The organism is Microbacterium sp. PMB16 (genome assembly GCF_051294855.1).
GTDB lineage: Bacteria > Actinomycetota > Actinomycetes > Actinomycetales > Microbacteriaceae > Microbacterium.
On record NZ_CP145908.1, the window covers coordinates 3,085,888 to 3,106,822 of the forward strand.

Here is a 20,935-nt window from a genome sequence, read left to right on the forward strand (position 1 = left end):
GCGACAGCGGCTCCTTCGAGAGAAGGTCCACGGGGCTGATCGGTTTCGACAGCGCCTGTACATCCACGAGAAGCGGGCCGAGGATGCAGAGTTATCTCGTAAACGCTCTCTGCAAAAAAATAGTTGCCGAAACCAAGCGCAACGACTTCGCCCTCGCTGCATAAGCGAGCCCGATAGTCCGTCAGACCGTGTGTGATTCCGACACGGACCCTGGCGTCATTTAGGAATCTTGCTGTGTGACGGCGTCTGGACGTCACGCGGGACTCTTCCCAGTCTGGGCTCGTCGACTTAGGTGTCTGTGACAAAGGTCGGAGCCGAGTAGAACGTCTTTACAGACTGCGCCCGGAGAAGGCGTGGATTTTCAGCGTTGGACGGGGGTTCGATTCCCCCCAGCTCCACCAGGTCGCTGTCGCAAGCAAAATAGCCCTCGATCCCCTGGAAACAGCGGGATCGGGGGCTTTTTGTCGTTCCGTCACCCGGCCCACTCGATGAGGACGAGGCCCTGCTTGGTGTCGGCGAGCTTCACCCATCCGTCGCCGAACAGATAGGTCATGCCGTATCCGTCGTCGTCGGTGCCCATCGAGTACTGCGGATCCTCGGTGAAGTACGTGCCCTCGGGGCCGTCCTCACGCCGCCACCCGCCGGCGAGGAGCGCGGACTGGGCTCGAGACGCGTCATCCTCCGTGATCTTCGACCATCCGTAGAGCTGGCCGTGATCGGATCCGACGGAGTAGTCCGCCCAGAAGCAGAGCAGACCCTCGGTGAGTTCGACATCGCCGACGACGAATTCCTTCGGCTTGGCCGTCCAACCGGCGGCCGTGAGAGCCTCGACGGTGCCGGCGGAGATCATGGACTCGCACGAGATCGCCGCATCGGGCGTCGTGGGCGTCGGGGTGCTCACGGGCTCGGCGCTGCTTGCCGGCTTCGGGGCCGCCGATGTGGCCGGGGGAGTCTGCACCGGCTCCCCGGGGGCCGCGCACGAGGTCAGGAGCGCGACGACCAGCAGCCCACCGGCGACGGCGGAAAGGGTGCGAGCGGTCATCGCGGGCCTCAAGGATTCGGGTCAGTCGTGCAGGAAGGTCAGGAAGTCGTCGTGGAGGATGCCGTTGGTGGCAAGCGTCGAGCGCGCGGAGATCGTCTCGTCGCCGTCGAAAGAGGTCATCCTTCCGCCGGCCTCGCGCACGATCGGGACGGCCGCCGCGATGTCGTATTCCTTCACGTCGAACTCGGCGACCATATCGAGGCGCCCCTCCGCCAGGAGCATGTACGCGAAGATGTCGCCGTATGCGCGGTCCCGCCAGACACGGTCCGCCAGCGCGATCAGCGTGTCGAGATGTCCGGCATCCGCCCACTGCGCGATGCTCTGGAAACTCACGCTCGCGTCGTCGAGGGAGGCCACCGATGAGGTCTTCAGCTGGCGCGGTTCGGTCTCGGTGGTGGTCCACGCTCCGGTACCCGCCGCCGCCCACCAGCGTCGGCCGAGGGCCGGCATGCTCACGACGCCGACCTGCGGCACGCCGTCGATCGCGAGCGCGATCATCGTGCCCCACAGCGGCACTCCGCGGAGGAAATTGGCCGTGCCGTCGATCGGGTCGATGATCCACTGACGGTGCGTGCTGCCCTGGGCGCCGTACTCCTCGCCGAAGATGCCGTCGTCCGGACGCTCGGTCTCGAGGATGCTGCGGATCGCGCGTTCGGTGGCGAGGTCGGCATCCGTGACGTGGGAGTTGTCGGACTTCGTCGAGATCTCGAGATCGGCGGCGTCGAAGCGCGAGAGGGACTGGGCGTCTGCGGCGTCGGCGAGGCGCAGAGCGAGCTCGAGATCGCGTCGCAGGGAGTCAGCATCGGGGGAGGATGTCACGCTCTCAGAATAGTCGGTCAGGCACACGACCCAGAGGTTCCTTCGGCCAGGCTTACGTCGTGTGACAGGGGGCCACGCCCGGGGTCGCCTCGATTTCGCATGGGACCGATCGGCTGGTAATGTAATTCCTCGGTCGGGGTCATCCCGGACCACGCACCTCTAGCTCAATCGGCAGAGCAACTGACTCTTAATCAGTGGGTTCTCGGTTCAAGTCCGAGGGGGTGCACGGATCAGCCTCGGAGACTCTCGCCAGTCTTCGGGGCTTTTCTGCTTTCCGGGCCGTCAGTCTGTGCGCATGCGATCGAGCGAGTACTCGGCGGTGGCATAGATGCGCCTTGCCGCTGGTCCGTGGGGAGCGGCTCGTAGCTTCCGTGCGCGGCGGCGTCGTCGATCGGTTCGAAGCCGGCTGCGCGGCCGGCCTCGAGGGCCCACCAGAGCTCGGTGTTGTTCGAGACGGCGTAGAACACCGCATGCTTCTGAGGGGTCGTCATGGCGGCGTCGAACGCGCGGAGCGCATCGTCGGGGCTGAGCCAGGTGCGCATCTCCCGCGCAGAGCCCGGGGCCGGCTCGTAGGTGCCGATCCGCAGAGCGATCGTGCTCAGGTCGAACTTGTCCGTGTAGAGGCGGCAGAGGGCCTCTCCGGCGACCTTGGACACCCCGTAGAACCCGTCGGGACGGGGAGGCATGGATTCGTCGACCTGCGTCTGCGTGGGATACGCCCCGGTGAGGCGGTTGCTGCTGGCGTACACGACGCGGTTCACTCCGGCGCGGCGGGCCGCTTCGAGCACGTGGTAGGTGCCGACGATGTTGACCTCGGCGAGGTCGTGGAAGTCCGCCTCATCGGAGATGCCGGCGAGATGGATCACTCCTTCGCATCCCTCGAAGGCAGATTCCAGCCCGGCGAGATCGCCGATGTCGCAGCGGACGACGCGTTCCGACGGGCTCGCCCGCGCGATCTCCGTGACGTCGATCGAGACCAGCTCTACGGAGTTCTCGGCGAGGTGCGCGCGGAGCGCACGACCGATCGTCCCGGCGGCTCCGGTCACAGCCCAGCGTCGTGCGTTCGTGTCTTCCATGAGATCGACGCTAACGGAAGACTTCACGGGCTCGAAGGGAGCGCAAACGGTGGGCGCAGATCGCCGGACCGTCGTAGCGTCTCGGTATGGAAGCTGAGCTGATCTCGAGCAACCCGTGCGCGCGTGCCGTGCGATACCGTGACCGCGGAGGGGGCATGATGCGTCGATGCAGTCGAGTGGTGACGGCCGCTGCCGGTGCGTTGGCGATCGGTCTCAGTCTCGTCTCCTGCGCCGGTGCGGCGGAGAAGACCGTCGACTACACGGCCGAGTCCGTCACGCTCGCGCCGGGTGAAGCGCTCGTCGTCGACTTCGGCGAGGTCAACGCCACGGTCGGTCAGGAGTGGTCGATCACTCAGGAACCGGATGACGCGGTGCTTGCGCCCGGTGAGGAGCGGTCGAAGTATCTGGGGCAGCCGGGCGAGACAGGGGCGCCGAGCGAGTTCAGCTATCGGTTCGCCCCGGTGGGAACCGGCACGACCGTGATCGAGTTCGAATACCTCTTCCGCGGGTCGGTTCCCGAGGACCCCGATGATCAGAAGACCGCGAAGATCGAAGTCACGGTGAAGTGATGGCGGCGATCACGGGCGAGGATGCCCTGTCGATCTTCGACGTCACACGACGGGGATGACCTGACCTCCGGTGATCCGGCGCAGCTCTTCGAACGTCAGTGGCATCACCGTGTGCGGGTGGCCCGCCGCGGCCCAGATCTCCGCGAACTCCTGGAGTGACTCGTCGATGTAGGTCGGCAGGGGCGTCGGGTGACCGACGGGTGCGACGCCGCCTATCGCCTGGCCGGTGGAGGAGCGGACGACGGATGCCGGTGCCATGACGATCTCCGCAGCGCCGACACCACGTGCGAGGGCGGCGACGTCAGCGCGGTGTCCGCCACTGGTCATGACGAGCATGGGTGCGCCGTCGGCGAGGAAGACCAGGCTGTTCGCGATCGCGGCGACGTCGCATCCGATCGCAGCGGCAGCCGCGGCCGCGGTACGAGCGGAGTCGGGGAGCACACGGATCTGCGCTGTCAGGCCGGCATCGGACAGGTGGCGATGCACGATGCGGCTGCGCTCCGGCAGATGGGAGAGGTCGGTCATCGCCCCACCGTACCCAAGCGTCGCACCGACCGTTGTCAGGCCGCGTCGCCGATCAGGATGGCCTCGGCGTCTTCCGTCACGGCATCCGTCGGTTCGTCGTCGATGTGCGCGAGCACACGCCGCCCGAGGAAGACCGTCAGAGCGGCCAGCAGGACGGATGCCGAGGCGAAGACGTACGGCACGGTCGCGTTGAACGCATGCCACAGCAGCGCGGCGAGCGGAGGGGCCATCGCGCCGCCGAGGAAGCGGACGGCGGAGTACGCCGACGACGCCACCGAACGAGGCAGATCCGTCGCCTCCATCACGGCTTCGGTGAGCACGGTGTTCATCACGCCGAGCAGCAGACCGCCGATCACGATGCAGGCCACGAGCGCGCCTGCGCTCCCGACGACGAGTCCGGCCGCGACGAGATCGACCGCGAGCAGGGGCAGCACGATGAGGATGATGCGCGTGCGCGGCATCCGGCGCATCAGGACCGGGGCCACCCAGACGCTGGTGACCGCGAGTGCGACGCCCCAGCCGAAGAACGTGAATCCGATGCCGAGTGCTCCGAAGCCCAACGGGAACGGCGAGAACGCGAGCAGCACGAAGAATCCGATGTTGTAGAACAGTGCCGCGACCGCGAGGATCGCGAGGGCCGGACGACGCAGCGCCGTGAACGGCGCCGAGAAGGGCACAGGCACGCGCTTCTCGGCGGGACCGCGCAAGAGCACGAGCACCGCGACGAACGCGATCGCCATGAGGACGACCACTCCGAAGAACGGTCCGCGCCAGCTCTGCTCGCCGAGGATGCCGCCGAGCAGCGGTCCGATCGCGATGCCGAGTCCGAGCGCCGCCTCGTACAGGATGATCGCCGCGCTGCTGCCGCCGGACGCCGCTCCGACGATCGTCGCCAAAGCCGTGGAGATGAAGAGCGCGTTGCCGAGGCCCCAACCGGCTCGGAAGCCGATGACCGCGTCGACGCTCCCACTCAGGGCGCACAGGAGCGAGAAGGCGACGATGAGGGCGAGTCCGATGAGCAGGGTGGCTTTGGCGCCGATCCGGCTGGAGATCCAGCTGGTGACGAGCATGGCCAGCCCGGTCACGAGGAGGTAGCTGGTGAACAGCAGCTCGGTCTCGACCGGTGACGCCTCGAGCGACTCGGCGATCGCCGGCAGGATCGGGTCGACGAGGCCGATGCCCATGAACGCGACGACGCAGGCGAAGGCGACAGCCCACACCTGTGCGGGCTGCTTCCATACCGAGGGGCGGGTGGTGGTGTTCACCGAGTTTCTCCAGTCTTCTCGTGGTTCTTCTCGTCAGCGGCGCGCAGCGCGAGGATCTCTGCTGCGCGGTTCAAGGCGGCCCAGTCGTCGTCGCTGAGGTCCGCGAACCGCGGAGCCAGCGTTTCCCGGAACTCGACCCGCCACGCAGATATGGCGGCGGTGCCGGTCGGGGTGATGTCGACGACGATCGCCCGCGAATCGTCGGGGTCGGGGGAGCGGAGGACCAGTCCATCGCGCTCCAGTCCGCCGATCAGCCGGGTCATTCCCGGCTGTGTCGTACGTGCGGATGCCGCCAGTGCGCCCACTCGTTGCGGGCCCGACTGCTCCAGAAGGCTCAGGACGCGCCACTGGGCGGCGGGCGCATCATTGCCGGCATCCTGGGCGGCGATCCGCCCGAGCGCGTAGCCCGAGAGCACCAGGGATCCGATGACATCCGATCGATTCATACCAAACAGTATATACCCGATGGTATGTACTGGGCGCTACCGGCGGACGCTCGCGATCCGTGCGGAGAGCTGGTGGGCGTGGGCGAGGAGGATGCGGCCGAGTTCGGCAGTCCGATCGTGGCCGAAGCGGAACTCCACGCCGGTCAGGCTCAACGCCCATTCCGGGCGACCGGCTCGATCGAACACCGCCGCCCCCATTCCCCAGCTGCCCTCGACGATGAGGCCGGGGTTGATCGCATAGCCGCGCTCCTTGGTCTCGGCGAGGCGTGTGCGCAGCGGGCTCTCACCGTGAGAGCGACCCCAGGCTCCTTCGAGCTCCGGGTGACGCTCCAGGTAGGCATCCACATCGTGGTCGGGCAGGAACGCCAGGATCGCCAGCCCCGCGCTCGCGACGCCGAGCGGGAATCGCACGCCTTCGCTGAGCACGAACGACCGGATCGGGAATGACCCCTCCTCCCGCAGCAGGCAGACCGTCTCATCGGCGCGGCGGACCGAGAAGAATGCGCTCTCCTCGGTCTTGACGGCCAAAGATCGCACGATGTCGCGAGCCAGTGCCGTCACGTCATAGCGAGCCGCGGCGACAGTTCCCATCAAGAACAGCTCCGGACCCGGCATCCAGCGGGTGCTCTCAACATCCCGGTCGACGAGCCCCTCCGCCTTCAGCGCGCTGAGCAGGCGGTGGGCCGTCGAGCGGGAGAGTTCAGCGGATCGTGCGAGCTCCTGCAGAGTCGAGCCGTCGGCTCCCGCCGACGTGACGAGCCGCAGGAGGCGAGCGGCCCGAGCGATGGCCTGCGTGCCGGGCACCGCGGAGGGCTTCTGTTCCATAATGTGGACGCTATCCGCTGGTTCGACCACATCGCAAGACTGGGGTTCCCTCCGCGCCCCGGACGGGCGGATGCTGGAGATGACCGCGTATTCGAAGGAGCAGGCGTGATCGACAAGCAGTGGGAATCGGCGACAGCAGCTGTCGCGGACATCGCGGACGGCTCGTCTCTCGCCGTCGGCGGATTCGGCCTCTCCGGCAACCCGATCGCTCTCATCGAAGCCCTGCTCGCGCAGGGGACGAAGGAGCTGAGCATCGTCAGCAACAACTGCGGCGTGGATGACTGGGGGCTGGGCATCCTGCTGGGGGCGCAGCGCATCCGCAAGATGACCTCCTCCTACGTCGGCGAGAACAAGGAGTTCGAGCGGCAGTTCCTGTCCGGTGAACTCGAACTCGAACTCACGCCGCAGGGAACCCTCGCCGAGAAGCTGCGCGCCGGTGGCTCGGGGATCGCCGCCTTCTTCACGCAGACCGGCGTCGGCACGCAGGTCGCCGAGGGTGGGCTCCCGCGGCGATACAACCCCGACGGTTCGATCGCCGTGGCGTCCTCGCCGAAGGACGTGCGCTCCTTCCCTGTGGACGGTATGCCGAAGGACTTCGTCCTGGAAGAGGCGATCACGACCGACTTCTCGCTCGTGCATGCCGCGGTCGGCGATCGACACGGCAACCTGATCTTCAACAAGGCAGCGCGCAACTTCAACCCGCTGGCGGCGATGGCCGGCCGCATCTGCATCGCCCAGGTGGAACGTCTCGTGGACCCGGGGGAGCTCGACCCCGACCGCGTCCACCTGCCGGGGGTCTTCGTGCACCGCGTCATCGAGGTCGGCACCGACATCCCGAAACGCATCGAGCGTCGCACGGTCTCCTCACCCGCAGACACCACGGAAGGAGCCTGAGATGGCGCTCACCCGAGACCAGATGGCCGCTCGAGCCGCATCCGAACTGGAAGACGGCGCCTACGCGAATCTCGGCATCGGCCTGCCGACGCTGGTGCCGAACCACGTGCCGGCCGGCGTCACCGTCGTGCTGCAGTCGGAGAACGGCATCCTCGGTGTCGGTCCCTACCCGCAAGAGGCCGCGGTGGATCCCGACCTCATCAATGCGGGCAAGGAGACGGTCACCACGCTCCCCGGCTCTGCGTTCTTCGATTCGGCCATGAGCTTCGGGATGATCCGCGGCGGAAAGATCGACGCCGCCATCCTCGGCGCCATGCAGGTGTCGGCGACCGGCGACCTCGCCAACTGGATGATCCCGGGCAAGATGGTCAAGGGACCCGGGGGCGCCATGGATCTCGTGCACGGCGCGGGACGGGTCATCGTGCTGATGGAACACGTCGCGAAGGACGGATCCCCGAAGATCGTCGATGCCTGCACGCTTCCGCTCACCGGCCGCGGCGTGGTCGACCGCATCATCACCGACCTCGCCGTGATCGATGTGACCGAACGCGGTCTGGTGCTCATCGAGACCGCCCCCGGGGTCACCGTCGAGGAGGTCGTCGCGGCGACCGAGCCGCCGCTCCTCATCTCCGACACGCTCACCACCGGAAGGACCCAACACCATGGCTGAGAACGACATCGTCATCGTCGCCGCCGCCCGCACACCGCAGGGCCGGCTGAAGGGCCAGCTCGCCGCGTTCACCGCACCGCAGCTGGGATCGTTCGCCATCCGCGGCGCGCTGGAGCAGGCATCCGTCGACCCGGCTGACATCGATGCCGTCATCGTCGGCCAGGTGCTCGCCGCGGGATCAGGGCAGAACGCGGCGCGTCAGGCAGCGATCGGCGCCGGTATCGGATGGGACGTTCCGGCTCATTCGGTGAACAAGGTGTGTCTGTCCGGGCTGACCGCCGTCATCGATGCGGCGCGGATGATCCGCACGGGCGATGCCGAGGTGGTCGTCGCGGCCGGCATGGAGTCGATGACGCGCGCTCCGCACCTGCTGATGGGGTCTCGCGACGGCTGGGCCTACGGCAGCGTCGAGGTGCTCGATCACATGGCGTACGACGGACTCACCGACGCGTACGACAAGGAGAGCATGGGCGCGTCGACCGAGCGGCACAATGCGCGGTACGAGCTCACCAGGGAGGCGCAGGACACGGTGGCGGCGCTCTCGCACCAGCGCGCCGCTGCGGCGCAGACCGCCGGTGTGTTCGACGCGGAGATCGTGACGATCGAGGTTCCACAGCGGCGGAGCGAGCCGGTGCAGGTGACTCGCGATGAGGGCGTTCGTCCCGAGTCGACGGTCGAGACTCTCGCGGGACTGCGTGCGGCGTTCGCCGAGGGCGGCTCGATCACGGCCGGCAACTCCTCGCCGATCTCCGACGGCGCATCAGCCGTGATCGTCACGACCCGTGGCGTCGCGGAGACGAAGGGATGGCCGGTGCTCGTGACCGTCGGTGCGAGCGGTCAGACCGCAGGCCCGGACAACTCTCTGCAGGCGCAGCCCGCTCGGGCGATCGAGCAGGCGTGCGCGAAGCAGGGGATCGCCCCCTCCGACCTCGACCTCGTCGAGATCAACGAGGCGTTCGGTGCCGTCGTCGCGCGATCGCAGACGGAGCTCGGCCTCGACAGTGCGATCGTCAACGTTCACGGCGGCGGCATCGCGATCGGTCACCCGATCGGCGCCTCCGGCAACCGGCTCGTCGTGCATGTCGCCCACGAACTCGCACGTCGTGGCGGCGGAACTGCCGCAGTCGCCCTGTGCGGCGGCGGCGGACAGGGCGAAGCGCTCATCCTGACGCGCTGAGGGGAGAGGGTCAGCGGCGCCGGTCCTGGGCGTGATCCTGTGCGTCGGCCAGTGCCTTCTGCGAGCGGAACTGGAGTCGCTGCGCCTTCTTCGACTTCTTGACGGACTGCGGGGAGTCGGCGTCGACCAGCACACCGCGTCGCGCACGGTTCATGTCGACGACGGCACCGACGGCGAGAGCCATGGTGATGCCCCAGCTCAGCCAGGAGAGCGCCGAGCGCCAGGTGATCGGTTCCTCGCGAGTGCCGCGCAGCAGCGAGACTCCTGCCGAGATCGCTGCGATGAGTCCGGTGCTGAAGAGGTAGCGCATTCCCCTACGCTACCCGGCGGCACCGGATGCGGCACCGAGCCTTGACAAGCCGGTCCTGATCCTGTCCGGGGCATAGGTCGTGAACGACAGCCGCAGCGTGCGCGGGTCCGCGGGGCCGGCGAAGAACGGCGCTCCGGGGACGAAGGCGACGTCGTGCGCGAGTGCCTTCGTCAGCAGCTGGGTGGCGTCCATGGCCTCCGGCAGCCGTGCCCAGACGAACATCCCGCCGTCGGGTCGGCTCCAGGTGCTCCCCGCAGGCAGCGCGGAGGGGAGTCCGGAGAGCATCGCATCCCGGCGCTCCGCGTACGACGAACGGATGCGATCGAGCGCCAGATCGCCGCGTCCCGACGCGAGGTAGCGCGCCGCGGCGGCCTGGTCGATGGTGGAGGTGTGCAGATCCGCGGCCTGCTTGGCGATCGTGGCCGTCGGCCGGATGTCCGGGGTGGTGCGGATCCAGCCGATACGGAGGCCCGGTGCGAGCACCTTCGAGAAACTGCCGAGGCTGAGCACATGGTCCGGGGCGAGCGTGGCCAGCGACGGCAGAGCGTCACCGGAGTACCGCAGCTGGCGGTACGGCTCGTCCTCGATGATGCGCAATCCGCGCCGCAGCGCGATCTCCGCGATCTGCTTCCGTGCGACCAGATCGTGCGTGCGCCCGGTCGGATTCTGAAATGTGGGAACGGTGTAGAAGAACTTCGCGGAGTGCGCGGATGCCAACCGGTCCAGCGCCTCGAGATCGAGCGCATCGCCGTCGTAGGGAACCCCGACCACGCGGGCGCCGGCCAGCGCGAAAGTCTGGAGCGCCGCGAGGTAGCACGGCTCCTCGACCAGGATCGTGTCGCCCGGGTCGACCAGCGAGGTCGCCAGCAGGCCGAGCCCCTGCTGTGAGCCGGTGGTGATGATCAGGTCGGATGCGGAGGTGTCGAGGCCGTCGGCGGTGTAGCGGCGGGCGACTTCCTCCCGAAGCGCGGCGCTGCCCTCGGACGTCGAGTACTGCAGCACACCGGGAGCCTGCAGCGCCTCATCGAAGGCGGCTCGGATGCCATCCAGGTCGAAGAGCTCTGGAGCGGGAAGTCCACCGGCGAAGGAGATGACCTCGGGGCGCTCCGTCAGGGCGAGGAGGTCGCGGACCGGCGACGTCTTGGCGGCGCCGGCTCGCCGCGAGCGACCAGGTGGCGCAACGATCGGCGCGGGGATCTGTGGGGCGGACGACAACGGTTCCTCCTCGAAACGGGGGAGAGCAGGCTCAAAGGGGGAGCGCGGAATGTCGACCAGACTAGCGGCGCGACGACCGCGATGCGGCCCCTGCCCCCGCTCAGGCGGAACCGGTACCATGAGAGGGTCGCGGCTCGTCCGCGGCCGCAACCGTGTATCTACCGGCCGTGGGCATTCCCGCGGACAGCGGCGGCACCCGAGATCGCGTCATCGACGTGCGAGAGCCATGACACACGCTTCATCACAGGTACCAGAACGCGCAGCATCCCGCCGCTCCGACGAGCCGAGCCTGCTCCGCCTCGCCGGCTTCCCCTACTTCCTCATCGCGTTCATCGCGCGGCTGCCGTTCGCGATGATGGTCGTCGGCGTCCTCACCGTCGTGGTGGCGGCCCGCGGCTCGCTGTCGCTGGGCGGACTCACCTCCGCAGCGGTGGGTCTAGGCACCGCCTGCTTCGGCCCGCTCCTGGGCGCTGCGGCCGACCGGTTCGGTCAGCGCGGCGTCCTGTCGGCCCTCGCGCTCGCGAACGGCGCCATGCTGGTGATCTTCACGGTCGTCGTCTACGGCCCGGGCGCGGACGGCTTCGTTCTGCTCGCCGCCGCCGGCATCGGCGCGACGGCGCCGCAGGTCGCCCCGCTGTCGCGCTCGCGCCTGGTCACGATCATCAGGGAGCGGATGCCGGAGGCCGCGCGCACGCGCACCCTGTCGGGCACCATGGCGTACGAGTCGGCTGCCGATGAGACGGTGTTCGTCTTCGGTCCCTTCATCGTCGGCATCCTCGCGTCGGCTCTCGCCCCCTGGGCGCCGTTGGTGGGGGCTGCCGTGCTCACGGTGGTGTTCGTCGGAGCGTTCGCGCTGCACCCGAGTGGCCGTCATGTGTCGCAGGAGCGAGACGCCGACGGCAAGGCACCCTCCGCCGTCGCCGACCTCTTCCGCCCGCAGCTGCTCATCGTCGTGCTCGGCATCCTCGGGGTAGGGATGTTCTTCGGCGCGATGCTCACCGGGCTGACGTCGTTCATGGCAGACCGCGGCGCCCCGGAGCAGGCAGGCCTGCTCTACGGGGTGATGGGCGTCGGCTCGGCGATCCTGGCCCTCGGCGTCGCCTGGCTTCCGCCGGCCTTCACACTCCGGGCGCGGTGGTTGGTGTTCTCCGGCATCCTGCTCGCAGGGACCGTGCTGCTCGTCTTCGTCGACTCTCCCGCCACGATGATGGTGGCGCTGGCCATCATGGGCATCGGCATCGGCCCGACGCTGGTGACGCAGTACAGCTTCGGTGCGGCGCGCAGTCCTCTCGGGCGGTCGGCCACGGTGATGACGATGCTCGGCTCCGGGGTCGTGGTCGGTCAGTCGATCGGCGCTGCGGTGACGGGGGAGATCGCCGAGCAGATCGGTACCGCGCCCGCCCTGCTCCTGCCGATCCTCGCTGCGACTGTCACGTTCGGTGCCGGGCTGGCGAACTGGGTGCTCAGCAGCACCGGCCCGAGGTCGTCGCGCACCGCTCCCTGATGCGCGTGGCGAACGGAGCGCAGCAACCTCGGTAGCCTGGGGAGCATCGAACCGCTGGCGTGAGGAGTCATCATGGCTGCCGCAGACTTCGTCGTGGTCGCCAACCGGCTGCCCGTCGATCGCATTGCAGGACCCGAAGGCGAGGAGGTGTGGCGCACCTCTCCTGGGGGACTGGTGGCCGCGCTCGAGCCGGTGATGAAGAGCGTCAACGGTGCCTGGGTGGGATGGCCGGGACAACCGGACATCGCGTTGAAGCCGTTCACGTCCGGGGGCATCCGGCTGATCCCCATCGCATTGAGCGAGCAGGAGATCGCGGAGTACTACGAGGGGTTCTCCAACGACACCATTTGGCCCCTCTACCACGACGTCATCGCTCCGCCGCAGTACCACCGGGAATGGTGGGACGCGTATGTCGCCGTGAACCGGCGCTTCGCCGACGCCGCTGCGGATGCCGTCGCCGAGGGCGGCACGGTCTGGGTGCACGACTACCAGCTGCAGCTGGTTCCCCAGATGGTGCGGGCGCTGCGCCCCGACGTGACCATCGGCTACTTCCACCACATCCCGTTCCCGACGCACGGACTTTATGCCCAGCTTCCCTGGCGCGGCCAGGTGCTGCGCGGCCTGCTCGGCGCCGACGTGATCGGCTTCCAGCGGGCGACCGACGCCACGAACTTCCTCAACGCGATCCGGCGTCGGTTGAAGTACGACATCAAGGCATCGACGGTCACGGTCCCGTCCGGCAACGGCGAGGTCGACGACAATGGGGAGTCGCACCGGGCGCTGGTGAAGGCTTTCCCGATCTCGATCGACACCGTGCCCTACCTCGAACTCGCGGCCCGTCCCGACATCCAGGCTCGTGCCGCGGAGATCCGGCAGAACCTCGGCAATCCGAAGCACATCCTGCTCGGCGTCGACCGCCTCGACTACACCAAGGGGATCGGGCACCGCATCAAGGCGTACGGGGAGCTGTTGGCCTCCGGTGATCTCTCCGTCGAAGACGTCACCCTCGTGCAGGTCGCGAGCCCCAGCCGTGAACGCGTCGACGCCTACGCCAACCTGCGCGACGAGATCGAGCTCGCGGTCAGCCGGATCAACGGCGACACCGACACCATGGGCCACACGGCGATCCGCTACCTCCACCAGGGGTACCCGCGGGAAGAGATGGTGGCGCTGTACCTCGCCGCCGACGTGATGCTGGTGACCGCGCTCCGTGACGGCATGAACCTCGTCGCCAAGGAGTACGTCGCCACCCGCCTCGACAACCGGGGTGTGCTGGTGCTCAGCGAGTTCGCCGGCGCCGCCGACGAACTGGGCAGCGCGATCCTCGTGAACCCGCACGACATCGAGGGGCTCAAGGAGGCGATCATGCGCGCAGTCGAGATGCCACCGAGAGAACAGGGGCGGCGGATGCGCTCACTGCGGCGCCGCGTGCTCGACCACGATGTGAACGCCTGGTCCGACTCCTTCCTGTCGGCCCTCACCGCAGCGCGCGACGCGCGCTGACCCCGAGACACTCACTGGAGAAGACGTGACCCGCACCTGGATCCCTGGCACACCCGACGCCGACCTGTCTGCGCTCGCCGCGACCCCGCGACTCGTCGTCGCGCTCGACTTCGACGGCACGGCCTCTCCTCTCGTGCCCGACCCGATGGCCGCTCGCGCCCTGCCCGAGGTCGCCACCCAGGTCGCGCGTCTCGCGGCGATGCCAGACACCTTCGTCGCCTATGCGTCCGGGCGGAGCATGCACGACCTGCGCGAGATCACCGAGCACACCGACGACTCGGTCATCGCGCTCGCCGGATCGCACGGCGCCCAGTACTGGTTCCCCGGCGAGGGCGACGCGGCGGCCACGGGAGAGGCGACCGAAGACGGCGCACGCGAGGAGCTGTGGGCCGCAGCCCGGCCCATCATCGAGCGCTACGAAGGCGCGGAGTTCGAACCGAAGACCTTCGGCATGGGCGTGCACACGCGCCGGGCCGACCGCGAGACCGAGGAGCGCGTATTCGCGGAGATCGACGCACTGGTCGCCGAGCGCTTCCCGCACTGGCGCCGCCGCTCCGGCCACCGGGTGCTGGAGTTCTCATCGCGCACCGAGGGCAAGGACGCGGCGGTCGCCGCCCTCCGCGAGCACTTCGACGCGACCGGCATCCTCTTCGCCGGCGACGATGTCACGGATGAGGACGCGATCCGCGTGCTGCAAGGTGGAGATCTCGGAGTCCGAGTCGGGCCGGGGGAGAGCGCCGCCATCCTGCGTGTGGAGAACCCACAACAGATGGCCGAGCTTCTGGAGGCGCTCGCGGACGAGCGCGCCTCTCTGCGGGAATAGACTTCCGTCATGTCCTCGCATGATCCCTCTCACAGCGCGCCCATCGACATCAAGCCCCGCAGCCGCGTCGTCACCGACGGCATCGAGGCGACGACCTCCCGTGGCATGCTCCGTGCCGTCGGCATGGGCGACGCCGACTGGGAGAAGCCGCAGATCGGCATCGCTTCCAGCTGGAACGAGATCACCCCCTGCAACCTGAGCCTCGACCGGCTCGCGCAGGGCGCCAAGGAGGGCGTGCACGGCGGTGGGGGATACCCGCTGCAGTTCGGCACGATCTCCGTCTCCGATGGCATCTCGATGGGTCACGAGGGAATGCACTTCTCGCTCGTGTCGCGCGAGGTCATCGCCGACTCCGTCGAGACGGTGATGATGGCGGAGCGCCTCGACGGCTCGGTCCTGCTCGCCGGCTGCGACAAGTCGATCCCCGGCATGCTCATGGCCAGCGCCCGCCTCGATCTCTCCAGCGTGTTCCTCTACGCCGGGTCGATCGCGCCCGGCTGGGTGAAGCTGTCGGACGGCACCGAGAAGGACGTCACGATCATCGACTCGTTCGAGGCCGTCGGCGCCTGCCGGGCGGGGCTGATGAGCGAAGAAGACCTCAAGCGCATCGAGTGCGCGATCGCGCCCGGTGAGGGCGCCTGCGGTGGCATGTACACCGCCAACACGATGGCGTCGGTCGCCGAAGCCCTCGGACTCAGCCTCCCGGGTTCGGCCGCCCCGCCCGCAGCCGACCGCCGCCGTGACTACTACGCGCACCGCTCCGGCGAGGCCGTGGTCAACCTGCTCCGGCAGGGGATCACCACGCGAGACATCCTCACCAAAGAGGCGTTCGAGAACGCGATCGCCCTGGCGATGGCGCTGGGAGGCTCGACGAACGTCGTGCTGCACCTGCTCGCGATCGCCCGCGAGGCCGAGGTCGAGCTGAGCCTGCACGACTTCAACCGCATCGGCGACAAGGTGCCCCACGTGGCCGACATGAAGCCGTTCGGCAAGTACGTCATGAACGACGTCGACCGGCACGGCGGCATCCCTGTGATCATGAAGGCGATGCTCGACGAGGGCCTGCTGCACGGTGACGCGCTCACCGTCACGGGCAAGACGCTCGCCGAGAACCTCGCCGAGCTCGACCCTCAGCCGATCGATGGCACCGTGATCCACACGTTCGACAACCCGATCCACGCGACCGGTGGTCTGACGATCCTGCACGGTTCGATGGCTCCTGACGGCGCCGTCGTCAAGACGGCCGGCTTCGACGCCGCCGTGTTCGAGGGGCCGGCACGGGTCTTCGAGCGCGAGCGCGCGGCGATGGATGCCGTCGCCGAGGGCGAGATCGAGCCGGGCACCGTCATCGTCATCCGCTACGAGGGTCCCAAGGGCGGACCGGGTATGCGCGAGATGCTGGCGATCACCGCGGCCATCAAGGGCGCTGGGCTCGGAAAAGATGTACTACTCTTGACTGACGGACGATTCTCAGGCGGCACAACCGGCCTGTGCATCGGCCACATAGCACCCGAAGCGGTGGACGCAGGTCCTATCGCCTTCGTGCGCGATGGTGATCTGATACGGGTCGATATCGCAGCTCGCTCTCTCGACCTACTCGTCGATGACGCTGAGCTCGCCTCCCGCCGCTCTGGCTGGGAGCCGCTTCCCCCGCGTTACACCCGTGGAGTTCTTGCCAAGTACTCGCGACTCGTGCGTTCCGCTGCAGAAGGCGCGACGACCGGGTGATCCACGTCGGCCCCTCGCTGACGAACTCTCAGATCATCAAGGAAAGACATGACTGCTGATTCCGCTCCGGCCGTTCCACGGCCACCGTCCCCGAAAGCCTCGTCACCCGAGATCACGGGCGCTGAGGCCGTCGTCCGGACCCTCGGTCTCCTCGGCGTGACCGATGTGTTCGGCATCCCCGGCGGGACGATCATGCCTGTGTACGACCCGCTGCTCGATGACGACACCGTCCGGCACATCCTCGTCCGCCACGAACAGGGCGCGGGGCATGCGGCTGAGGGATACGCTGCCGCGAGCGGCCGTACCGGTGTCGCGATCGCGACCTCGGGTCCCGGCGCGACCAACCTCGTGACGGCGATCGCGGATGCCTACATGGATTCCGTGCCGATCGTCGCGATCACCGGACAGGTCTTCAGCCACCTGATGGGAACCGATGCGTTCCAGGAGGCGGACATCGTCGGCATCACCATGCCGATCACGAAGCACTCGTTCCTGGTGAAGGAGCCCTCCGAGATCCCCGGCGCCCTCGCCGCGGCATTCGAGATCGCTTCGACGGGGCGTCCTGGCCCCGTGCTCGTGGACATCACGAAGGACGCGCAGCAGAAGTCGGCGCCGTTCGTCTGGCCGCCCAAGGTCGACCTGCCGGGCTACCGTCCGGTGACCAAGGCCCACGGCAAGCAGATCCAGGCCGCGGCGGCACTGCTCGCGGATGCGAAGAAGCCGGTGCTCTACGTCGGTGGCGGCGTGGTCCGCGGGCGCGCGGCAGCAGAGCTCCTCGCCCTCGCCGAGTCCACGAACGCGCCGGTGGTCACGACGCTGATGGCACGCGGAGTGTTCCCCGATTCGCACCAGCAGCACCTCGGGATGCCGGGCATGCACGGTACTGTGCCGGCCGTGCTCGCCCTCCAGGAGTCCGATCTCATCGTGGCGCTCGGCGCACGGTTCGATGATCGAGTCACCGGCAAGGCTGCCGACTTCGCCCCCAACGCGAAGGTCGTGCATGTCGACATCGATCCGGCGGAGATCTCGAAGATCCGCAACGCCGACGTCCCGATCGTGGGAGACGTGCGCGATGTGCTGATCGATCTGGATGCCGCGTTCCGCGGGACCGTCGGCAGCACCCAGCCGGATATCTCCGAATGGTGGTCGTACCTCGACGGACTGCGCGAGGAGTTCCCGCTCGGCTATACGGCCCCCGACGACGGTCTGCTCGCTCCGCAGTATGTGATCCAGCGGATCGGCGAGCTCACCGGCCCGGAGGGCGTGTACGTCGCCGGCGTCGGCCAGCACCAGATGTGGGCGGCGCAGTTCATCAAGTACGAGCGTCCGAACGCCTGGCTGAACTCGGGGGGCGCCGGGACGATGGGTTACTCCGTTCCTGCCGCGATGGGTGCGAAGGTCGCCGAGCCGGACCGCCACGTGTGGGCGATCGACGGCGACGGCTGCTTCCAGATGACCAATCAGGAGCTCGCGACCTGCACGATCAACAACATCCCGATCAAGGTCGCGATCATCAACAACTCCTCGCTGGGCATGGTGCGGCAGTGGCAGACGCTCTTCTACGATGGCCGCCACTCGAACACCGACCTCAACACGGGGCACGGCACCGTGCGCATCCCCGACTTCGTCAAGCTCGGTGAAGCCTACGGATGCCTCGCGATCCGGGTGGAGAAGGCGGAGGAGGTGGATGCTGCCATCAAGCTCGCGCTCGAGACGAACGATCGTCCCGTGGTGATCGACTTCGTGGTCAGCGCCGACGCCATGGTGTGGCCGATGGTGCCGCAGGGCGTCAGCAACAGCTATGTCCAGTACGCGCGTGACCACGCGCCCACGTTCGACGAGGAGGACTGATCCATGTCGACCCATGTGCTGAGCCTGCTGGTGGAGGACCGCCCCGGTCTTCTCACCCGTGTCGCCGGGCTGTTCGCCCGTCGCAGCTTCAACATCGAGTCCCTTGCGGTCGGCGTCACCGAGGTTCCGGGTATCTCCCGGATCACGGTCGTCGTCGACGTGGAGGAGCAGCTTCCTCTCGAGCAGGTGACGAAGCAGCTGAACAAGCTGATCAACGTCATCAAGATCGTCGAGCTCGATGCCTCGTCGTCAGTGCAGCGCGAGCACATGCTCGTCAAGGTGCGCACCGACAACGCCACGCGATCGAACGTGATCGAGGTCGTGAACCTGTTCCGTGCATCTGTCGTCGACTACGCGCCCGATGCGCTCGTGGTCGAGGTCACGGGCGACAAGGGCAAGGTCGAGGCCCTGCTCAAGGCCTTTGAGCCCTTCGGCATCAAGGAGATCGCCCAGTCGGGACTCCTCGCCATCGGTCGCGGCGGCAAGAGCATCACCGAGCGCGTCCTGCGCGGCTGACCACACACACTCACCGGGGTCCCGAGCATGTCGAGGGCCCCGACACACAACCACGAACAAGGAGAAACACACCGTGAGCACCGAGATCTTCTACGACGCCGACGCAGACCTGTCCCTGATCCAGGGCAAGAAGGTCGCCATCGTCGGTTACGGATCGCAGGGTCACGCCCACGCGCAGAACCTGCGCGACTCGGGTGTCGAGGTCGCCATCGCGCTCAAGGAGGGCTCCAAGTCCGCCGCGAAGGCTGAAGAGGCCGGCTTCCCCGTCAAGACCGTCGCCGAGGCGACCGAGTGGGCCGACCTGATCATGATCCTCGCGCCGGACCAGCACCAGCGCACCATCTACAGCGAGTCGATCGCTCCGAACCTGACGGCGGGCAAGACGCTCGCCTTCGCGCACGGCTTCAACATCCGCTTCGGCTACATCGACGCTCCCGAGGGCGTCGACGTGATCCTGGTCGCCCCGAAGGCTCCGGGGCACACGGTTCGTCGCGAGTTCGTCGCCGGCCGCGGCATCCCCGACATCATCGCTGTCGAGCGCGACGCATCCGGTCACGCCTGGGCCACCGCGCTTTCGTACGCGAAGGCCATCGGCGGTACCCGCGCCGGTGTCATCAAGACGACCTTCACCGAAGAGACCGAGACCGACCTGTTCGGCGAGCAGGCCGTTCTCTGCGGTGGCGTCAGCCACCTCGTGCAGGCTGGCTTCGAGACCCTCACCGAGGCGGGCTACCAGCCGCAGATCGCCTACTTCGAGGTGCTGCACGAGCTGAAGCTCATCGTCGACCTGATGTGGGAGGGCGGCATCGCCAAGCAGCGCTGGTCGATTTCCGACACCGCTGAGTTCGGTGACTACGTCTCCGGCCCGCGCGTCATCGACGCCCGCGTCAAGGAGAGCATGCAGGGTGTGCTCGCCGACATCCAGTCCGGTGCCTTCGCCAAGCGCTTCATCGACGACCAGGACAACGGGGCCGAGGAGTTCCTGGCGCTGCGCGCCAAGGAGGAGACGCACCCGATCGAGGTCACCGGCAAGGAGCTGCGTTCGCTCTTCGCATGGAAGCAGACCGACGAAGACTACGTCGACGGTTCGGCTGCGCGCTGATCTGAGCTGACATACGAAGAACGGGCATCCCCTCGGGGATGCCCGTTCTTCGTGTATCGGGGCGGCCGCTGCCAGCGAATCCGGTCGGCCCGCTTACTCGGCGGGAGCCTCGTCGATCTCGATGGGGGCGTCTGTCGGGTCGGCCCAGACCGGTGCGGGAAGCACCGTGTCGACCTGACCAGCCTGGATGGCGCGGAGCGCTTCGGTGATCTCCTCGTCGTTCTCCGGCACCGCCAGGTCGCACGCGCGGAGCTCCGAGGCGAACTGGAGGGTGAGACGGATCTTCCCCGCCTCGACTGCTTCAGCCGTCGTCCCGGTGCGGATCTCGCTGCCCGTCTGGATCGCCGAGACCTGGTCGCACACGTGGTAGACGGCGCCGCCGTCGACCCAGACGACCTCGTCCTGTCCGAGGAGCTGGATGACCGCGGACTGGTCGGCGGTGTACTGCTCGACCGAGGGCGGGTTCAAGGTCGTGCCGAGGACGGCCGCGAGGGCGGCGAGGGCGATGCCGACGATCCCGGCGATCGTCTTCTGGCTCTTGTCCATGTCTTTGTTCAGGAAGACCAGGATGATGAGCGGCACGAACGCGATGACCGCGATGATGGCTCCGAGCTGGTTCTGCACGAAGAATCGGACCGTGTCGGACTTCCGCGCCGGGTCCAGGCGATTGGCCTTCTTCCAGAGCACGGAGCCGGTGATCGAGAGGGCGGCGATGACGACCAGCAGCACGAGGAGGGTGATGAACGCCCACTGCGGGAACTGCGCGGTGACGCCCTGCTCGCGCAGCAGTCCGGTGTCGGCGTCGCGCACGAGCTTTCCGTCTTCGCCGACGAACACGCGCTGACGCAGCAGCCAGAAGATCCCGACCGCTTCGGCCGCGATCGCCAGCGCCCACAGGGCTGCGGCGATCCACCGCAGCGTGGTCGCCTGCTTCTTGGCACCGGCCGTCGGGGTCCATCCCGCGGGCGGTTCCGTGCCGGCTGCGCTCGACTCGCTCTGCGTGGCGCGGTCGACCTTCTTGTTCTCAGCCACAGCGATTCCTCCCTTGCCAAGGCCCCCGTGGCCCGATGCACCC

The 20,935-nt window shown here is 67.9% G+C and carries 21 protein-coding genes, 1 tRNA gene and 1 other RNA gene; 13 read left to right on the top strand and 10 right to left on the bottom strand.

What is annotated here, in order from left to right:
* The first annotated feature begins 31 nt into the window (after window positions 1-31).
* Window positions 32-401: a transfer-messenger RNA gene (gene ssrA / locus V5D55_RS14730) on the top strand.
* Window positions 402-472: 71 nt separating this feature from the next.
* Here the strand turns inward: ssrA and V5D55_RS14735 are convergent.
* Window positions 473-1,042, bottom strand: coding sequence for a hypothetical protein (locus V5D55_RS14735; protein ID WP_435744329.1), 570 nt, complete (start codon window positions 1,040-1,042; stop codon window positions 473-475).
* Between the two features lie 21 nt (window positions 1,043-1,063).
* Window positions 1,064-1,861 (bottom strand): inositol monophosphatase family protein, encoded by a 798-nt coding sequence (locus V5D55_RS14740; RefSeq protein ID WP_435744331.1) that lies wholly within the window; start codon window positions 1,859-1,861, stop codon window positions 1,064-1,066.
* Between the two features lie 153 nt (window positions 1,862-2,014).
* Here V5D55_RS14740 and V5D55_RS14745 point away from each other — a divergent pair.
* Window positions 2,015-2,087 (top strand) — tRNA-Lys (locus V5D55_RS14745).
* Window positions 2,088-2,091: 4 nt separating this feature from the next.
* On the opposite strand, the gene V5D55_RS14750 is transcribed toward V5D55_RS14745, so the two are convergent.
* The gene (locus V5D55_RS14750) at window positions 2,092-2,937 is read right to left on the bottom strand and encodes an NAD-dependent epimerase/dehydratase family protein (protein ID WP_435744333.1); all 846 of its coding nucleotides are present in this window, start codon (window positions 2,935-2,937) and stop codon (window positions 2,092-2,094) included.
* Between the two features lie 179 nt (window positions 2,938-3,116).
* Between V5D55_RS14750 and V5D55_RS14755 the strand changes: the two genes are divergently transcribed.
* On the top strand, window positions 3,117-3,506 hold the full coding sequence (locus tag V5D55_RS14755) for a protease inhibitor I42 family protein (RefSeq protein ID WP_435744335.1): 390 nt from the start codon (window positions 3,117-3,119) through the stop codon (window positions 3,504-3,506).
* Between the two features lie 42 nt (window positions 3,507-3,548).
* Here the strand turns inward: V5D55_RS14755 and V5D55_RS14760 are convergent, their stop codons facing one another.
* The 4 genes from V5D55_RS14760 to V5D55_RS14775 are packed head-to-tail and all read right to left on the bottom strand — an operon-like array spanning window position 3,549 to window position 6,567.
* Window positions 3,549-4,031: a YbaK/EbsC family protein gene (locus V5D55_RS14760; protein ID WP_435744337.1), complete on the bottom strand. Its 483-nt coding sequence runs from the start codon at window positions 4,029-4,031 to the stop codon at window positions 3,549-3,551.
* Window positions 4,032-4,066: 35 nt separating this feature from the next.
* Window positions 4,067-5,296 carry an MFS transporter gene (locus V5D55_RS14765; RefSeq protein ID WP_435744339.1) on the bottom strand — a complete coding sequence of 410 codons (1,230 nt, stop codon included), beginning with the start codon at window positions 5,294-5,296 and terminating at the stop codon, window positions 4,067-4,069.
* Window positions 5,293-5,742: a MarR family winged helix-turn-helix transcriptional regulator gene (locus tag V5D55_RS14770; protein ID WP_435744341.1), complete on the bottom strand. Its 450-nt coding sequence runs from the start codon at window positions 5,740-5,742 to the stop codon at window positions 5,293-5,295. Before V5D55_RS14770 ends, V5D55_RS14765 begins: the two co-directional genes overlap by 4 nt.
* A 36-nt stretch (window positions 5,743-5,778) precedes the next feature.
* Window positions 5,779-6,567: an IclR family transcriptional regulator gene (locus tag V5D55_RS14775; protein ID WP_435744343.1), complete on the bottom strand. Its 789-nt coding sequence runs from the start codon at window positions 6,565-6,567 to the stop codon at window positions 5,779-5,781.
* Between the two features lie 105 nt (window positions 6,568-6,672).
* Here V5D55_RS14775 and V5D55_RS14780 point away from each other — a divergent pair, with 105 nt between their 5' ends.
* Genes V5D55_RS14780 through V5D55_RS14790 form a run of 3 tightly spaced genes read left to right on the top strand, consistent with a single transcriptional unit; the run spans window position 6,673 to window position 9,308 of the window.
* A complete protein-coding gene (locus V5D55_RS14780) occupies window positions 6,673-7,461 on the top strand; it encodes a CoA transferase subunit A (RefSeq protein ID WP_435744345.1) in 789 nt (262 codons plus the stop codon).
* Between the two features lies 1 nt (window position 7,462).
* On the top strand, window positions 7,463-8,131 hold the full coding sequence (locus V5D55_RS14785) for a CoA transferase subunit B (RefSeq protein WP_435744348.1): 669 nt from the start codon (window positions 7,463-7,465) through the stop codon (window positions 8,129-8,131).
* The gene (locus V5D55_RS14790; RefSeq protein ID WP_435744351.1) at window positions 8,124-9,308 is read left to right on the top strand and encodes an acetyl-CoA C-acetyltransferase; all 1,185 of its coding nucleotides are present in this window, start codon (window positions 8,124-8,126) and stop codon (window positions 9,306-9,308) included. The genes V5D55_RS14785 and V5D55_RS14790 overlap by 8 nt, the downstream gene beginning before the upstream one ends.
* 10 nt (window positions 9,309-9,318) lie before the next feature.
* Here V5D55_RS14790 and V5D55_RS14795 read toward each other — a convergent pair whose 3' ends face one another.
* Both V5D55_RS14795 and V5D55_RS14800 read right to left on the bottom strand, forming a co-directional pair.
* A complete protein-coding gene (locus tag V5D55_RS14795; protein WP_435744353.1) occupies window positions 9,319-9,618 on the bottom strand; it encodes a hypothetical protein in 300 nt (99 codons plus the stop codon).
* Window positions 9,619-9,627: 9 nt separating this feature from the next.
* The gene (locus V5D55_RS14800) at window positions 9,628-10,833 is read right to left on the bottom strand and encodes a PLP-dependent aminotransferase family protein (protein ID WP_435744355.1); all 1,206 of its coding nucleotides are present in this window, start codon (window positions 10,831-10,833) and stop codon (window positions 9,628-9,630) included.
* A gap of 226 nt (window positions 10,834-11,059) precedes the next feature.
* Here V5D55_RS14800 and V5D55_RS14805 point away from each other — a divergent pair, with 226 nt between their 5' ends.
* The 7 genes from V5D55_RS14805 to ilvC all read left to right on the top strand — a co-directional run bounded on the left by V5D55_RS14805 (window position 11,060) and on the right by ilvC (window position 19,860).
* On the top strand, window positions 11,060-12,337 hold the full coding sequence (locus V5D55_RS14805; protein WP_435744358.1) for an MFS transporter: 1,278 nt from the start codon (window positions 11,060-11,062) through the stop codon (window positions 12,335-12,337).
* Between the two features lie 72 nt (window positions 12,338-12,409).
* Window positions 12,410-13,840, top strand: coding sequence for an alpha,alpha-trehalose-phosphate synthase (UDP-forming) (locus V5D55_RS14810; protein WP_435744360.1), 1,431 nt, complete (start codon window positions 12,410-12,412; stop codon window positions 13,838-13,840).
* 25 nt (window positions 13,841-13,865) lie between these two features.
* The gene (otsB, locus tag V5D55_RS14815) at window positions 13,866-14,663 is read left to right on the top strand and encodes a trehalose-phosphatase (RefSeq protein WP_435744365.1); all 798 of its coding nucleotides are present in this window, start codon (window positions 13,866-13,868) and stop codon (window positions 14,661-14,663) included.
* Between the two features lie 9 nt (window positions 14,664-14,672).
* Window positions 14,673-16,391 (top strand): dihydroxy-acid dehydratase, encoded by a 1,719-nt coding sequence (ilvD, locus tag V5D55_RS14820; protein WP_435744369.1) that lies wholly within the window; start codon window positions 14,673-14,675, stop codon window positions 16,389-16,391.
* A gap of 48 nt (window positions 16,392-16,439) precedes the next feature.
* Window positions 16,440-18,242, top strand: a complete 1,803-nt coding sequence (locus tag V5D55_RS14825) for an acetolactate synthase large subunit (protein WP_435744371.1) — start codon at window positions 16,440-16,442, stop codon at window positions 18,240-18,242.
* A 3-nt stretch (window positions 18,243-18,245) separates the two neighbouring features.
* Window positions 18,246-18,758, top strand: a complete 513-nt coding sequence (gene ilvN, locus V5D55_RS14830) for an acetolactate synthase small subunit (protein ID WP_223625228.1) — start codon at window positions 18,246-18,248, stop codon at window positions 18,756-18,758.
* Between the two features lie 73 nt (window positions 18,759-18,831).
* On the top strand, window positions 18,832-19,860 hold the full coding sequence (ilvC, locus tag V5D55_RS14835; protein WP_435744375.1) for a ketol-acid reductoisomerase: 1,029 nt from the start codon (window positions 18,832-18,834) through the stop codon (window positions 19,858-19,860).
* 93 nt (window positions 19,861-19,953) lie between these two features.
* Here ilvC and V5D55_RS14840 read toward each other — a convergent pair whose 3' ends face one another.
* Window positions 19,954-20,892 (bottom strand): hypothetical protein, encoded by a 939-nt coding sequence (locus V5D55_RS14840; RefSeq protein WP_435744377.1) that lies wholly within the window; start codon window positions 20,890-20,892, stop codon window positions 19,954-19,956.
* Window positions 20,893-20,935 lie beyond the last annotated feature (43 nt).

What these genes read in the sequence shown, in the direction of transcription:
- V5D55_RS14770 (WP_435744341.1), bottom strand. Translation starts at nt 5,742, where the DNA reads ATGAATCGATCGGATGTCATCGGATCCCTGGTGCTCTCGGGCTACGCG.
- ilvD (WP_435744369.1), top strand. Translation starts at nt 14,673, where the DNA reads ATGTCCTCGCATGATCCCTCTCACAGCGCGCCCATCGACATCAAGCCC.
- ilvN (WP_223625228.1), top strand. Translation starts at nt 18,246, where the DNA reads ATGTCGACCCATGTGCTGAGCCTGCTGGTGGAGGACCGCCCCGGTCTT.
- V5D55_RS14750 (WP_435744333.1), bottom strand. Translation starts at nt 2,937, where the DNA reads ATGGAAGACACGAACGCACGACGCTGGGCTGTGACCGGAGCCGCCGGG.
- V5D55_RS14810 (WP_435744360.1), top strand. Translation starts at nt 12,410, where the DNA reads ATGGCTGCCGCAGACTTCGTCGTGGTCGCCAACCGGCTGCCCGTCGAT.
- V5D55_RS14790 (WP_435744351.1), top strand. Translation starts at nt 8,124, where the DNA reads ATGGCTGAGAACGACATCGTCATCGTCGCCGCCGCCCGCACACCGCAG.
- V5D55_RS14775 (WP_435744343.1), bottom strand. Translation starts at nt 6,567, where the DNA reads ATGGAACAGAAGCCCTCCGCGGTGCCCGGCACGCAGGCCATCGCTCGG.
- V5D55_RS14825 (WP_435744371.1), top strand. Translation starts at nt 16,440, where the DNA reads ATGACTGCTGATTCCGCTCCGGCCGTTCCACGGCCACCGTCCCCGAAA.
- V5D55_RS14760 (WP_435744337.1), bottom strand. Translation starts at nt 4,031, where the DNA reads ATGACCGACCTCTCCCATCTGCCGGAGCGCAGCCGCATCGTGCATCGC.
- V5D55_RS14735 (WP_435744329.1), bottom strand. Translation starts at nt 1,042, where the DNA reads ATGACCGCTCGCACCCTTTCCGCCGTCGCCGGTGGGCTGCTGGTCGTC.
- V5D55_RS14785 (WP_435744348.1), top strand. Translation starts at nt 7,463, where the DNA reads ATGGCGCTCACCCGAGACCAGATGGCCGCTCGAGCCGCATCCGAACTG.
- V5D55_RS14795 (WP_435744353.1), bottom strand. Translation starts at nt 9,618, where the DNA reads ATGCGCTACCTCTTCAGCACCGGACTCATCGCAGCGATCTCGGCAGGA.
- V5D55_RS14805 (WP_435744358.1), top strand. Translation starts at nt 11,060, where the DNA reads ATGACACACGCTTCATCACAGGTACCAGAACGCGCAGCATCCCGCCGC.